The following is a 14,821-nucleotide window of genomic DNA, read 5'->3' as shown; positions in this document are numbered from 1 at the left end:
CTGAAAGGACCCGTGAGGCACCCCATGTCAAATGCACCCACCGATACCGCGACCGACGAACGGATCAAATCCCGATCCCGGTTCCGCGAAGCGCTGATCCGCCCTGAACTGGGCGGCATGGTCGGCACCGTCGCCGTGTTCACCTTCTTTCTGCTGTTCGCCTTCGACAGCGGCATGTTCAACAGCCAGGGGATCATGAACTGGTCCGTCGTGTCGGCGCAGTTCATGATCATCGCCGTGGGCGCCTGCCTGTTGATGATCGCAGGGGAATTCGACCTGTCCGTCGGCTCGATGATCGGGTTCGCGGGCATGATGATCGCCATCTTCGGCGTGACCCTGGGTTGGCCGGTCTGGATGGCGATCCTGGTGACCTTTGCGCTGTGCATCTCGATCGGCGCGCTGAACGGGTTCATCGTGATCCGCACGGGCCTGCCGAGCTTCATCGTGACCCTGGCCTTCCTGTTCATCCTGCGCGGTTTCGCGATCTTCCTGCCGCAGGTGATCGAGCGCAAGACCATCATCGGCGGGCTGAATGACGCGGCCGAAGGCGACTGGCTGGCGCCGATCTTTGGCGGCAAGATCCTGGGCGGGCTGTTCCAATGGATGGGCGACGCCGGCATGATCGCCGTGTTCGAACGCGGCACCCGCGCGGGTCAGCCGGTGGTCGACGGCATTCCGATGCTGATCGTCTGGGCCATCGTGCTGGTGATCCTGGGCCACATCCTTCTGACCAAGACCCAGTTCGGCAACTGGATCTACGCCGCCGGGGGCGACACCGAAGCGGCGCGCAACTCGGGCGTGCCGGTGAACCGGGTCAAGATCTCGATGTTCATGCTGACCGCCTTCTGCGCCTGTGTCTTCGCCACCTGCCAGGTGATGGAATTCGGCTCGGCGGGCGCCGACCGGGGCCTGCTGAAGGAATTCGAGGCGATCATCGCCGTGGTCATCGGCGGCGCGCTTTTGACCGGCGGTTATGGTTCGGTCCTGGGCGCAGCGCTTGGCGCGCTGATCTTCGGCGTGGTCCAGCAGGGCCTGTTCTTTGCGGGCGTCGAAAGCAGCCTGTTCCGCGTCTTCCTGGGCGTGATCCTCTTGGGCGCGGTCATCCTGAACACCTACATTCGTCGCATCATCACGGGGGAGCGCTGAGATGTCATCCGAACACGCACCCATCATCCAGATGAAAAACATCGAGAAGCATTTCGGCAGCGTCATCGCGCTGGCGGGTGTCTCGCTGGAGGTCTTCCCGGGCGAATGCCACTGCCTGCTGGGCGACAATGGCGCGGGCAAGTCGACCTTCATCAAGACCATGTCCGGCGTGCATCAGCCGACCCATGGCGAGATCTTCTTCGAAGGCCAACCGATGAGCTTTGCCGATCCGCGCGATGCGATCTCGGCAGGCATTGCCACGGTGCACCAGCACCTGGCGATGATCCCCCTGATGTCGGTCAGCCGCAACTTCTTCATGGGCAATGAGCCGGTCAAGAAGATCGGCCCGTTCAACTTCTTCGATCATGAGCACGCCAACCAGGTGACCATGGACGAGATGCGCAAGATGGGCATCAACCTGCGCGGCCCCGACCAGGCGGTCGGCACCCTGTCGGGTGGGGAACGGCAAACCGTCGCCATTGCCCGCGCGGTGCATTTCGGCGCCAAGGTGCTGATCCTGGACGAACCGACCTCGGCCCTGGGCGTGCGCCAGACGGCAAACGTGCTGGCGACGATCGACAAGGTGCGCAAGCAGGGCATCGCGGTGGTCCTCATCACCCACAACGTGCGCCACGCGCTGGCCGTCGGCGACCGGTTCACGGTGCTCAACCGCGGCCAGACCCTGGGCACGGCGCAGCGCGGTCAGATCACGCCCGACGAGCTGCAGGACATGATGGCCGGCGGGCAGGAGCTGGTGGCCCTCGAGGACAGCCTGGGCGGCACCGTCTGAACCCGATCAAACCGAACCTCCCGACCCCGTCGCGCTCCGGTGCGGCGGGGTTTTTCATTGCCCTCCCCTGCAAGCCGACGCAAACTGCGCGCAGACAAGGGCAGTGAGGATTTCAGGTGGCATTCAGTTTCGTGCACACGGCGGATATTCACCTTGATAGCCCGCTGAAATCCCTGGCCCTGCGCGACCCCGACCTGGCCGAGATGGTCGCGGGTGCCTCCCGCCGCACCCTCACGCGTATCATCGACCTGTGCCTGGCCGAACAGGTGCAGGCGCTGCTGATCGCGGGCGACCTGTATGACGGCGCGCAGACCTCGATGAAAACGGCGGGGTTTCTGGCGCGGCAGTTGGAACGGCTGGACGCGGCCGGGATCGAGACATTCATCATTCGCGGCAATCACGACGCCGCCTCGCGCATTACCCGCGAGCTGCTGCTGCCGGGCAGCGTGCATGTTTTCACCGGCCGCGCGGGGGTGGAGGAACGCGAGTGGAATGGCCAGCCGGTGGCGATACACGGTATCTCCTTCGCGAGGCCCCATGCGCCCGACAGCCTGCTGGACAAGTTCGGCGCGGCGCGGGCGGATGCCTTCAACATCGGCATGTTGCACACCAGCCTGGGCGGCTCGCCCGGCCATGATCCTTACGCGCCCTGCACGCTGGCCGAGTTGCAGGCGACCGGGTTCGACTACTGGGCGCTGGGGCATATTCACAAGCGGGCGGTGCATGAGGGTCAGACCACCGTGGTCATGCCCGGCATCCCGCAGGGCCGCGACATGGGCGAGTCGGGCGAGAAATCCGTCACCCTGGTGCGGGTGGACGGCGATGAGGTCACGGTCGAGGCCCGCGCGCTGGCCGTGGCGCGGTTCGACCGGCTGGAGGTGGGATGTGACGGGCTGACCGACTGGGCGGACATGGTGCAAGCCCTGAAAGCCGCTCTACGCGCCATCGACCCCGGCGAGGTGCAGCGCATTGTCCGCCCGGTGCTGACCGGGGTCACGCCGCTCACCTGGCGGGCCGCGCGCGACCGCGACCTGCTGCTGGCGGAAGCGCAGAGCGAGGCGGAAGGGGGCGATGGGCTGTGGATCGACAAACTTTCGCTGGAGCTGAGGGCGGAGGGCGAGGCCGCCCCCGCCGGGCCGGTGGGCGAGCTGATGGAGATGATATCGGACAGCCCCCTGCCCCCGGAGGACGCCCGTGTGCGGGCGGAATATGAGGCTCTGCGCAAGCACCTGCCCGCCGAGCTGCGCGGCATCTTCGGCGCGGATGAGGCCGAGACCGCCGCAACCCTGACCCGCGAAATGGAGGCCGGCGCACGCGATCTGCTGGCCCGGCTGGACGGGGAGGGCTAAGCGATGCGCCTCGACCGGCTCGACCTCACACGCTACGGCAAATTCACCGATCAGGCGGTGGAATTCGGCCCCGCACAGACCCCCGACCTGCACGTGATCCACGGGCCGAACGAGGCGGGGAAATCCACGCTTCTCTCCGCATGGCTGGACTTTCTGTTTCGCATGCCCGACCGCAGCGCAATGAATTTCCTGCATGATTACAAGTCGATGCAGGTGGGTGCGGCGCTGAGCATCGGCGGCAAGCCCCATGCGCTGACCCGGGTCAAGAAGCGCGATGGCTCGCTGTTGGACAGCACCGGCGCGCCGGTGCCCGAGGCGCTTTTGTCCGGCGCGCTGTTTGGCATGGATCGGGCGGCTTACGGCGCCATGTTCTCGCTCAATCGGCAGACGCTGGAAGAGGGGGGCGAGAGCATCCTGGCCTCGGAAGGCGATCTGGGGGAGCTGCTGTTTCAGGCGAGTGCCGGGCTGAGCGACCTCTCGGCGCAGCTGGCGGGGTTTGATGCGGAATCACAGGCGTTTCTGAGCACGTCGGGCCGCAAGGGGCAGCTGCGTGATCTGGGCAAGGACCTGGCCGATCTGGATGCGCGGATCAAGGCGTTGGACACGCAGGCGGCGGGCTTTGCGAAACTGACCGCGGCGCGTGACGCGGCCGAAACCGACTGGCGCGCGGCGCAGGAAGCGTTGGAGGCCGCCACCCGGCAACGCATCGCGCTGGAGGCGCTGCGGGCCGGGCAGCGCACGGCAGCGCATCTCAACCGGTTGGACGCCGAAATCACCGGGTTCGGTGAGCTGAAGGACCCGCCTGCGGACTGGCTGCGCGACGCCGAGGCGCTGGACCGGGCCGAGACCGAGCTGCGCGCGCATCTGGCGGCGGCAGAGGGTGCGGTGGCCGGGTTGGAACAGGACCTGGCCAAGCAGCCCGAGGATGCCGAGATCCTGGCCCTGGCGCAGGCAATTGAGGCGGCGGAGGCGTTGAAACCCGCCCATGACACGGCGCTGACCGACCTGCCGAAACGCCAGCGCGAGCGCGACACGGATGGGGCGCGGATGGCGGATTGCCTCCGGCGGTTGGGACGACCGGGGGCTGCGCCGACGGCTTTGCTGCCGGAAACCGCAGTGCTGACCCGGCTGCGCGGGCTGGTGGAGGCACACGGCGCGGTGCATGGCGCCTATCGCACTGCCGTGACTGAGCGGACCCGCGCCGAGGCGCTGCGCGACCGGGCCGAGGCGCGGCTGGCCGAGGCCGGGGGTGCAGTCGCGGAAGCAGGGGAGTTGCGCGGGCTGGTCGCAACCCTGCGCGCGGATGATCCACGCGGGGCGGCGGACCGGGCACAGGCGGCGCTGGATGGGGCCGAAGGGGCGTTGCAGGCGGCTTTGGCGGCCCTGGCGCCCTGGACCGGAACAGCGGCAGAGATGACCGCGCTGACCTGCCCCACGCGCGAAGCGGTGGCGGATCTGGGCGCACGGCTGGAAGCGGCGCTACGGGCCCAGGAGCTTGCAGCGGCGGAGCTTGCGCGCTGCGAAGAGGCGGTGGCCGAGCGCAAATCGGCGCGGGCCGGGCTGGAGCTGGAGGGCAGCGCGAGCGCGGCAGACGCCGGGCAGGCCCGCACCCGGCGCGAGGCGGCCTGGGCCGAACATCGCGCGCGGCTGGATGCAGAAAGCGCCGATGCCTTCGAACAGGCGATGCGGCTGGATGACCGGGTCACGGCGACGCTTGCCGCGCGCACTGCGCAGGCCGACCGCGCGCGGGAGGCGGATGCGGCAGTCACCCGCGCCGAGGCGCAACTGGCGAGTGCGCAGACGGATTTGGCAGGCGCAGAGGCAGAGCTGGAGGCGCGGCGCGACGACTTGGCTGCGGCGGTCCGTGGCATCTCTGCCGCCCTGCCCGAGGAGATGGGGGCGCAGGCGCTGGAGGGCTGGCTGGACCGGCTGGCGGCGGCGCGCGCGGCGCTTCTGGCACGCGATGATGCCGCGCGCGACCGGGCGCGTTTGTTGGCCTTGGTGGAACGGGCACGCGGTGAAGTGCTGGCGGCGCTGGAGCGGGCCGGACGTGGCTTGCCCGCAGACACCGGACTGAGCCCGGCCCTGGCCGCAGCCCAGGCCCTGGTGGAGGATGCAGCGGAGCTGAAAGGGCTGGCAGAACAGGTTCGGCAGGCGCGCGATGCAGTTTCCGAACGGAAGCGTATGGAAGAGGAGGCCACAACGGCTCTGGACAGTTGGCAGGATGACTGGGCAGCGGCGCTGAAGGGCACCGCCTGGGCCGACCCCCTGCCCGACGTGGGCGAGATGCGCGGCGTGCTGGAGGAATTGTCCGAACTGCGCGAAGTGCTCGGCCGGATCCATGATCTGGACCATCGCATCGACACGATGGCGGAGAACCAGGCACAGTTCGTGACGGAAGCCACCGCGCTGGCCGAACGGGCCGGGATGGAAACGGATCTGCCGGTGAATACGCTCTGGGCACGTCTGGCAAGCCGGTTGCGCGATGCGCAGGAGGGGGCGGCACGGCGGGCCGATGTGCGGAACAGACTGGCGACGGCACGGGAGGCACTGGACGCTCTGACCCGCAAGAGCGCCGGGCATCAGGCGCGGGTGGCGCAGGTCTGCGACTTCTTCGGCCTGGACGACTGGGCCGCCGCACGGGATGCCCTGCGTGAGGCCGGGAGGCGGGCGGAACTGGTGCGCGACCGGGCAGAGCGCGCGGTGGATCTGTGCAACACGCTGGGCGAAGAGACGGTTGAGGCGGCTCTGGCAAGGCTCGACGGGGCGGATGCAACAGAGATTGCGGCCCGGATCGAACGGCTGTCGGAAGAGGTGAAACCTCTGCAAACGGCACAGGAGACGGCACATGCCGCCTTCCGCGACGCCGAGGCCGCGCTGGCGGCAGTGGGCGGTGACGGGGCGGTGGCGCGGCTGGAGGAGGCGCGCCAGACCTGCCTGGTCGAGATCGAGGAAGGCGCGCGGGCACATCTGCGCGCGCGGCTGGGGCTGCTGGCGGTGGAGGATGCGCTGCGGCGCTATCGCGACAACCATCGCAGCGGCATGATGACCCGCGCCTCGGAGGCCTTCGCGACCATGACCGGCGGGGCCTATTCGGGGCTGACCACCCAGGCGGAGGGCAACCGCGAGGTGCTGGTGGCCCTGCCCGCAGCGGGCGGGTCGAAACAGGCCACGCAGCTGTCCGAGGGCACGCGGGCGCAGCTCTACCTGGCTTTGCGCATCGCAGGGTATCACGAGTTTGCCGCGCAGAACGGGCCGGTGCCCTTCATCGCGGATGACATCATGGAGAGCTTTGATGATGACCGTGCGCGGGCGACCTTTGGCTTGCTGGCCGAGATGAGCGGGCTGGGGCAGGTGATCTATCTGACCCACCACAGCCATATGCGCGACTTGGCGCAAGAGGCCTGTGATGGGGTGCGGGTGCACGAGTTGCGCTGACCCTACGGGATCGTATGGTCAGGTTTCGAGCTTGTCCAACCCCTCGCGCAGCAGCTGATAGCCCGGCTCCATGTGATCACGCAGGCGCTGGTTGTAGCCGCCGGGCGTGTCCAGCGCGGCGAGGCTGTCAGCCAGCGGCGCCCCCTGCATGGAATTGGCGATAAGCGCGGTCAGAAAGGCCTCGGCCTGGGCGGGGTCGCCGCTGCGTGCCGCCAGCCAGTCGGCGGCGGTTGCCACCAGCTTCAGCGCGGGGGAAAGTGTCGCCTGGGCCGCCATGAAGGGGGCCATCTGGGCGGGGTCGTCAAAGGGAATGACCAGGTTGCGCGCGCCGACCAGGGCCTGCACGGTCGGGCTTGGCGGGCAGGTCAGGACCGGGGAGCCGCCGGTGGCGATCACCGGGAAGGGGATCAGCATCACGGGGTCCTCGGCCGGGGCGACCAGGCGGGCCACGTGATCCAGCGGCAGGTCGGCCATGAGCGAAATCACGATGTGATCGGGGCGGAAGGTGAGCGGACCGAGCGCCGCGTCGGCCTGGGCGCCGGTGGTGCCGATCAGCACCACGTCGCTTGCCTCCAGCACCGCCTGGTTTTCCGCGATGGTGACGTTGTCGAAAGCCTCCGACAGGGCCCGGGCATTCGCCGCCGAACGGGCGGAAACCGTGATCTGGTGCCCGTCGCCTGCGATGCCGCGCACCACGGCGGTGGCGATGGTGCCGGTGCCAATCACGCCAATACGCATGTCAGATATCCTTCATCAGGCGCAGCGCATCATAGATGGCTGCGTGAGTGTTGCGGGCCGAAACGGCGTCGCCGATCCGGAACAGTTGATAGCGGCCCTTCGGGTTGCGCTCCAGGGTCTGTGGGTGACCCTCGATCAGGGCGTCGTGGTCGACGGCGCCCAAGTTGCGCGACCCGTCCTTCAGCTCGAAATAGAGGTCATCCATCGGCATGGTGCCGTAGTTCACCACGATCTGATCATACGCCGCCGTATGGCTGTGGTCGGAGTAATCCGTGCCGATGGTGGCGGTGAGCTTGTTGCCGTCGCGCGCGACCTCCAGCAGGCGGCGCGCGAGGGTAAAGGTAACGTCCTTGTCCTGCAGCGCGCGCATGTAGGGCACCAGGGTCATGCCCATGACCTCCGGCGCGACGCTGCGGTCGGGGGTCATGAGTTCGACCTTGCTGCCCGCCTCGGCGGCAACCTCGGCGGCTTGCAGCCCGGGGTGGTCGCCGCTTTCGTCGTAGATCAGCACGTGGGAGGCGGGTTTCACGTCCCCCGAGATAATGTCCCACGTGCTGGTGACGTGGGGCGAGTCCTCAGCCTCGAACAGGGTGGTGTTGGGAAGACCGCCGGTGGCGACGATGACCACATCGGGGTTCAGCGCGGTGACATCTGCGGCTTCGGCCCAGGTGTTGAAATGGAACTCGACATCGCGGGCGGCGCATTGGGCCATGCGCCAGTCGATGATCGAGATCATCTCGCGGCGGCGCGGCGACTGCGCGGTCAGGCGGATCTGGCCGCCGGGGTCGGGTTGCGCCTCGAACACCGTCACGTCATGGCCGCGTTCGGCGGCGACGCGGGCGGCCTCGAGCCCGCCGGGGCCGGCGCCGATGATGACGACCCTCTTCTTGTCGGGCGCGGGGGTGATCTGGTGCGGCATGGTCAGCTCGCGCCCGGTCGCCGCGTTGTGGATGCAGAGCGCATCGCCGGATTGGTAGATGCGGTCGAGGCAATAGGTGGCGCCGACGCAGGGGCGGATGTCATCCTCACGCCCTAGGGTGATCTTGCGCACGATATGCGGGTCGGCCATGTGGGCGCGGGTCATGCCGACCATGTCCATGAGCCCCGAGGCCACCGCGTGGCGGGCGGTGGCGACGTCGGGGATCTTGGACGCGTGGAACACCGGCAGGGAGACGGTGGATTTGACCCGCCCGACGAAGTCGATATGCGGCGCGTTCTTCATGCCCTGCACCGGGATCACATCGGTCAGGCCCGGATCGGTCTGGGTGCGGCCCCGGTTGATGTTCAGGTAGTCGATATGACCCTGAGCCTCCAGCATCTGGGCGATCTCGATCCCCATGTCTTCGGTAATGCCGCCACCCTGCATTTCGTCCGGGGAGTAACGCACGCCGACGATGAAATCGTCACCCACCCGGGCGCGCACGGCGGCAAGGATGTCGGTGGTCAGGCGCATGCGGTTTTCCAGGCTACCCCGGCCATAGGGCCCGTCCAGGTCATTGGTCAGCGGCGAGATGAACTGGTCCAGCAGGTGGCTGTGGGTCATGATCTCGACCCCGTCCATGCCGCCTGCCTGCATGCGTTCGGCGGCATCGGCGAAGTCCGTGATGATGCGTTCGATGTCCCAATCCTCGGCCAGTTTCGGGAAGGCGCGGTGGGCCGGTTCGCGGTGCTTGGAGGACGACAGCGACGGCAGCCAGTCGCCCTTGTTCCAGCCGGTGCGCCGCCCCAGGTGGGTCAGCTGGATCATCACCGCGCAGCCGTGTTCATGCACCCGGTCGGTCAGCTGGCGGATCCAGGGCACGACCTCGTCGCGGTAAGCCAGCACGTTGTTGAAGGCGGGCGGGCTGTCGCGCGACACCGCCGCCGAGCCCGCCGTCATTGCCAGCGCCACACCCGCCCGCGCCCGTTCCGCGTGATAGGCCGCATAGCGTTCCTTGGGCATGCCATCCTCGGGATAGGCCGGTTCATGGCTGGTGGTCATGATCCGGTTTTTCAGCGTCAGATGCTTGAGCTGAAAGGGTTGCAACAGGGGATCTTTGGACATGGCTGGCTCTTTCCAATCCGGGCGTGCTTTCCGATTGACATAGCTGTCACCATTATTGACACACCTGTCAAGTTCCCTGAGAATAGCCCGATGGACACGACAAGCAGGACAAAGCCCCGCGCGAGCGAGGACATGTGGCTGGACGCGGCCCATGAGGTGCTGTGCGAAAGCGGGGTGGAGGCGGTGAAGGTCATGCCGTTGGCCAAGCGGCTGGGGCTGACACGCACCGGGTTCTATTGGCATTTCAAGGACCGCGATGCGTTGCTGGAGGCGATGATCACCCGGTGGGAAGACAAGAACACCGGCAACCTCGTCGCCCGCTGCGAGGCCTATGCAGAGACGATCTGCGAAGCGATCTACAACCTGTTCGACTGCTGGCAGGATCCCGATCTGTTCGACTCGCGCCTGGACCTGGCGGTGCGCAACTGGGCGCGCAACGATGCCGCCTTGCAGACGCGGGTCAGCCGCGCCGACGACCTGCGGCGCGAGGCGATTACCGATCTGTTCCGGCGCTTCGGCTTTGACGAGGCGCAAGCCACCACCCGGGCGATGACGGTGCTCTATACCCAGGTCGGCTATATCTCGATGCTGATCGAAGAGGATGCCGAAACACGGTTCAGCCGGACCCGCGACTATATCGAGATCTTTACCGGCACCCGCCCCAGCGAAGCCGAGGAACGCCGTTTTCGGGCGCGGCACACCGGCTGAGGTTTCCTGATTTTCACGCTTTTGCGTCCCGATTGCACCGGCGGCTGTGATCAGCCCCGCCGGGCGGCGGCCATCAGCACCAGCGAACCCGCAATGGCGGCCACGGTGGAGGCCAGGAGGATCGCCAGTTTGACACTGTCCAGCTGCGCGCCTTCGAAACTGGCCGAGCCGATGAAGATCGACATGGTAAAGCCGACCCCGGCCAGCAGCCCCGCGCCGATGATCTGGGCCCAGTTGATCTCGGGCGAGAGCCGGGCGAGGCCCAGTTGCACGGCGATGAAGACGAAGACGAAGATGCCCAGGGGTTTGCCGATCACCAGGCCCGCCATGACGCCCAGCGCCTCGGGGGCGAAGGGCGAGAAGCTGGAGCCAAGGATCACGATCCCGGTGTTGAAGAAGGCAAAGAGCGGCAGGATCAGGAAGTTCGACCAGTTCTCCAGCGCATGTTGCAGATGAAAGCCCGGGTCGCGCAGGCGGTAGATCGCGGTTTGCAGGCGGGCGAGCGTGCCATGGGCGATGGGTTTTTCGGGATCGCGGGCCTCGGCCTCCAGAAGGGCCGATGCCTGGGCGGCGATGCCTTCGATATTGGCGCGGCGACGGGACGGGATGGCGGCGGCGGTCAGCACCCCCGCGAGGGTCGCGTGCAGCCCGCTTTCGTGGATGAAGAACCACAGGAAGACCATCAAGACCAGGTAGGGGATGCGCGAATAGATGCGGCTGCGGTTCAGGGTCATCATCAGCACGAAGACGAAGACCGCCGCGCCGAACGCATCCATATGGAAACCGTGGCCATAGAAGGCGGCAATGACCAGGATCGCACCAAGGTCATCGGCGATGGCCAGGGCAGACACGAAGATCTTCAGCGAGGTCGGCACACGGTCGCCCAACAGCGCCATGATGCCCAGGGTAAAGGCAATGTCGGTGGCCATGGGAATGCCCCAGCCGTGCTGCGTGGGTGTGCCCCAGTTGATCGCCACATAGATCGCGGCGGGCACGATCATGCCGCCCAGTGCGCCGATGATGGGCAGCGCGGCGGAGGACATGTCGGACAGTTCACCATCCACCATCTCGCGTTTGATCTCGATCCCCACCAGCAGGAAGAACAGCGCCATCAGCGCGTCGTTGATCCAGGCCTCGAACGGCAGTTTGAAGGCCCAATCGGCGGCGACCAGCCCCATCTTGGTGTGACGCAAATGTTCGTACCAATCATGGCCGCCCGCATTGGCGACGAAGAGCGCGGCGAGGGTCGCCAGCACCAGTACCAGACCGGCGGCGGCGGCCCAGCGGAAGAACTCCTGCGTGGCCATGTGCAGGCGCACGGCGATCGGTTTCTCGATCGCATCGACCAGGCTCGCCTCGTCCCAGGCGCCCTCATATTCGCGCCCGTCGATGAACAGCGCCGGGGTCTGTTCGACACCCGCCGAGAGGGCGGAGGCGCGGTGTTGGTCGAGCTGCTGGGTGGTCGCCTCCGACCAGAGATCGGCGCGGAACCGGTCGGTGTCGAGCTCCAGCGCCTCGGCCAGGGCCACGACCAGCCCTTCGGTATAGCGCGGCGGGCGGGAGAACAGCGCCTGGAACATCGCCAGATGGGCGCCCTGTGCCTGAGCGGCGATGGCGGCGCGGGCGGCGACATCCGAGCTTTCACCAAAGCTGGGATCCGGCAGGTAGCGCACCGCGAGCGCCGCATTACGCGCCCCGAAGCCGCGCGCGGTCTGCTGCAACACATCGCGCATACGCCGGGTCAGCGGGTCGGTGAAATCGACAAACCACACCAGCTTGGCCCGCCCCTCGGCCGCGCCGATGGTCAGGTCCCTGTCCGGGTCGAAGGCGGGGGTCAGGGGTCCGGCCATGTCGCGTCTGCCTCATCACTCGTGTCGGCGCCAACCAACGCCTTTGGCGGGGGAATGGCAAGGGGGGAGGGGCTGGAAGCCTTGGTGAGATGCGTGAAGATAGCGGGGACAAATCGGTGCTGCCCACTGCACTAGTCTGGTCCAACGTCGGTAGTGCGGACGAAGCACCAATTCGCTGCAGCCGCGCTAATGGCGACTTTGGATGAATCTGCTGTGTCACAAACGGTCGTCTATGGTGATGTCAGAAGCGTGTGAGTTTTGGTCCAAGCCGCTCACCGATACTGTGAGCTTTGACAAAAAAAGGCAGCGCAAGACTGCGCCACCGGTCACTCTTTACATTCAACTTTCGGCTTACATGCCCATCGACACGGCGAAGCTGGAGATGTCCGATGCGCCCAAATCTGCGAGCATGGTTGCAGCTCCAGATGTGACGTCGATGGCGTAAAGCCCGGCTGTATCCTCTCCATCGATTTGAAGGACAGCGTAAGCTGCATCCACGCCTTCTTCCGGTGAGACGATGTCGAAGCCGCCAATGGGAAGAACATCTGCCGGTTCACCATCGATCGTGATCGGGCCGATGGTTTCAAGCGTTCCGGCGTTGTTGGCCAGGCTCACCAGAGCATTGGCGCGGGCGTCGAGGGCGTATTGGAACGTGCCGCTCGCCTTCGCTCCGCTGATGGCGTTGGTGTAGGCATTGGCGAAGATCAATGGCTCTGCGCCGTCAGACATATCGCCCTCGGCATAGAACAGATCCGTAAAGCGGCGCACGGAATTGGCGCGCTCGTCGCCGAAGTCCATCGGGAAATAGACGAGGTTTTCACCGGTCGAACCCACGGCGCGCACGGCGTCGATCTTGTTATTGAAATCGAACGCAACAACAGCGTCCTCTGCGATCATCGCGTCGCCCATGAAGGTGGCGCCGGTATCCATCGTCTCGCCGGTCATCGTATTGATCGTCACGATCCTGTCGTCGGCAAAGCCTACCAGTTCACCGGTGACAGGACGCCATGCGATTGAGCGGACAGGTGTGGCCAGCGTGACGCTGCGCGCCTCTTCGGGCATGGCGATGCTGTCCATCACCGTCAGGCTTGTACCATCGCCGGACAGGGCATAGCCCATGGTGCTGGCATGGCCGTCCGCCAGCGCGGGGGCTGCAAGAAGGGCAAGAGTGGAGGTCAGTGTTGTAAAACGAAACATGGGTTTCCTTTCTGTTAGGGGGAAGATTGGCGCGCTGGCCCTTGGTCGGATGTCATCCAACAGTCTGCGGGAGCCCGCGCGGGGGTGTCTTGGTTGTCACTCCGCGGCGAATGCGCGGGTTTTCGAGGTGACGGTGTTGCTGTTGGGCGCAAACGTCAGCAGCACTGCGCCGTCGTGGGTGTCACGGTATTCAAAGGGCGCTTTGAGATAGCGGCTCACCTCTCGGCCCGAGTGGACCTCGTAGATTTTTGCAATCTCACCGCCCGCGCCATGCACGATGCGCAATTGGCCCGGGCCATAGCCCATCGAAAGGTGAGCCTGAGCCGATTCAGCTTTGGTTTTCAGATGATCCATCATGGTGACCTCATGTGCTTGTTATTGTCTCAACCTCGACTGCCCGTCAGGCGGCCCGGAACGTCAGGCTGACGCCGTTCAGGCAATGGCGCTTGCCGGTAGGCTCGGGGCCATCATCAAAGATGTGCCCCAGATGCGATCCACAGCGGCGGCAATGCACCTCGGTTCGGGTCGCAAAGAGGCTGTTGTCGGGTCTGGTGCCCACAGCATCTGGCAGGCTTTGCCAAAAGCTGGGCCATCCGGTGCCGCTGTCGTATTTGTGCTCTGAACTATAAAGAGGCAGGTCGCAGCCCTTGCAGTTATAGGTCCCCGAGCGGGTCTCTGTATCCAAGGGACTGGAAAAGGCGGTTTCGGTCGCCTCTTCGCGCATCACGGCATATTCAACCGGCGTGAGCATCTCACGCCACTCGGCATCGGTCCGGGTGATTTCAAATGAACCTGTGGCAGCGCGCAGCGGCAGTGCTGCCGAGCAAAGCATTCCTGCGATCATCATACGTCGTTTCATGAAAGCCTCCTGATCTTTTGGATGGCTCCCCCCGCCAAAGGCGGAGGGAGAGCTGGGGTGGAGACAGGTCTTACTTCGGGACCAGAACCGCGTTCACCACGTGGATGACACCATTGGACTGGTCCACATCAGCAACGGTCACTTTGCCCGCATTGCCGCTTTCGTCGAAGATGAAGAGGTCACCGCCCACCACCTTCGCCGACAATGCGTCACCGGACACAGCGTTGAAGTGGTAAAAGCCATCGGGGCTTGCATTTGCCGCGGCGATGATATCGGCGGCGGACCAGTCACCAGCGACCACATGGGCCGTCAGCACCTTTTGCAGCATTGCTTTGTTTTCAGGCTTCAGAAGCGTTTCAACGGTGCCTGCAGGCAATTCGGCAAACGCGTCGTTGACCGGTGCAAAAACAGTGAACGGGCCTTCTCCCTGCAGCGTCTCCACCAGATCAGCAGCCTGGACAGCGGCAACGAGCGTGGTGTGGATCGGGGAATTGACGGCATTCTCGATGATGTTGCGTTCTTCCAGCATCGGCGCGCCGCCCACAGTGGGGTTCATCGCGAATGCTGCGGAGGCCAGTGCGATTGCGGTGGCGGTGGATGCAACTAGTGTCTTGAATGTCATGGTCTTTCTCCTTTTTTGAAGCGAGGCCGTTTGGCCTTGCGATGGAGAAGACACGGGGGATCGGCGAAAGAAGTTTCAGA

At 65.8% G+C, this 14,821-nt stretch carries 12 protein-coding genes; 5 read left to right on the top strand and 7 right to left on the bottom strand.

The window, feature by feature from the left end; all coding sequences use genetic code 11:
• Window positions 1-24: 24 nt before the first annotated feature.
• The 4 genes from ACO07D_RS08980 (at window position 25) to ACO07D_RS08965 (ending at window position 6,723) form a co-directional block, all read left to right on the top strand.
• Window positions 25-1,146, top strand: a complete 1,122-nt coding sequence (locus ACO07D_RS08980; RefSeq protein ID WP_421702607.1) for an ABC transporter permease — start codon at window positions 25-27, stop codon at window positions 1,144-1,146.
• A 1-nt stretch (window position 1,147) separates the two neighbouring features.
• On the top strand, window positions 1,148-1,936 hold the full coding sequence (locus ACO07D_RS08975; protein WP_421702606.1) for an ATP-binding cassette domain-containing protein: 789 nt from the start codon (window positions 1,148-1,150) through the stop codon (window positions 1,934-1,936).
• A 116-nt stretch (window positions 1,937-2,052) separates the two neighbouring features.
• Window positions 2,053-3,285, top strand: a complete 1,233-nt coding sequence (locus ACO07D_RS08970; protein WP_421702605.1) for a metallophosphoesterase — start codon at window positions 2,053-2,055, stop codon at window positions 3,283-3,285.
• A 3-nt stretch (window positions 3,286-3,288) separates the two neighbouring features.
• Window positions 3,289-6,723 (top strand): AAA family ATPase, encoded by a 3,435-nt coding sequence (locus ACO07D_RS08965; protein WP_421702604.1) that lies wholly within the window; start codon window positions 3,289-3,291, stop codon window positions 6,721-6,723.
• Window positions 6,724-6,741: 18 nt separating this feature from the next.
• Here the strand turns inward: ACO07D_RS08965 and ACO07D_RS08960 are convergent, their stop codons facing one another.
• Complete coding sequence (locus tag ACO07D_RS08960) at window positions 6,742-7,461, bottom strand: NAD(P)-binding domain-containing protein (protein ID WP_421702603.1); 720 nt, start codon at window positions 7,459-7,461, stop codon at window positions 6,742-6,744.
• A gap of 1 nt (window position 7,462) precedes the next feature.
• A complete protein-coding gene (locus ACO07D_RS08955) occupies window positions 7,463-9,505 on the bottom strand; it encodes an FAD-dependent oxidoreductase (RefSeq protein WP_421702602.1) in 2,043 nt (680 codons plus the stop codon).
• Between the two features lie 90 nt (window positions 9,506-9,595).
• On the opposite strand from ACO07D_RS08955, the gene ACO07D_RS08950 reads away from it, so the two are divergent.
• Window positions 9,596-10,213, top strand: coding sequence for a TetR/AcrR family transcriptional regulator (locus ACO07D_RS08950; protein ID WP_421702601.1), 618 nt, complete (start codon window positions 9,596-9,598; stop codon window positions 10,211-10,213).
• A gap of 50 nt (window positions 10,214-10,263) precedes the next feature.
• Here the strand turns inward: ACO07D_RS08950 and nhaA are convergent, their stop codons facing one another.
• From nhaA to ACO07D_RS08925, 5 genes are all read right to left on the bottom strand, one after another.
• Window positions 10,264-12,063, bottom strand: coding sequence for a Na+/H+ antiporter NhaA (gene nhaA, locus ACO07D_RS08945; protein WP_421702600.1), 1,800 nt, complete (start codon window positions 12,061-12,063; stop codon window positions 10,264-10,266).
• Window positions 12,064-12,414: 351 nt separating this feature from the next.
• Entirely contained in the window at window positions 12,415-13,260 is an 846-nt protein-coding gene (locus ACO07D_RS08940; protein ID WP_421702599.1) for a DUF4394 domain-containing protein, read from the bottom strand.
• Window positions 13,261-13,356: 96 nt separating this feature from the next.
• Window positions 13,357-13,617, bottom strand: coding sequence for a hypothetical protein (locus ACO07D_RS08935; RefSeq protein WP_421702598.1), 261 nt, complete (start codon window positions 13,615-13,617; stop codon window positions 13,357-13,359).
• 43 nt (window positions 13,618-13,660) lie between these two features.
• Window positions 13,661-14,119: a peptide-methionine (R)-S-oxide reductase MsrB gene (gene msrB / locus ACO07D_RS08930; protein ID WP_421702597.1), complete on the bottom strand. Its 459-nt coding sequence runs from the start codon at window positions 14,117-14,119 to the stop codon at window positions 13,661-13,663.
• Between the two features lie 70 nt (window positions 14,120-14,189).
• Entirely contained in the window at window positions 14,190-14,741 is a 552-nt protein-coding gene (locus ACO07D_RS08925; RefSeq protein ID WP_421702596.1) for a fasciclin domain-containing protein, read from the bottom strand.
• Window positions 14,742-14,821 lie beyond the last annotated feature (80 nt).

It is taken from the genome of Aliiroseovarius sp., from assembly GCF_965228805.1.
Lineage (GTDB): Bacteria > Pseudomonadota > Alphaproteobacteria > Rhodobacterales > Rhodobacteraceae > JASBTN01.
The sequence above is the reverse complement of the archived record's forward strand: the minus strand, read 5'-3'. Positions and strand labels throughout refer to the sequence as shown.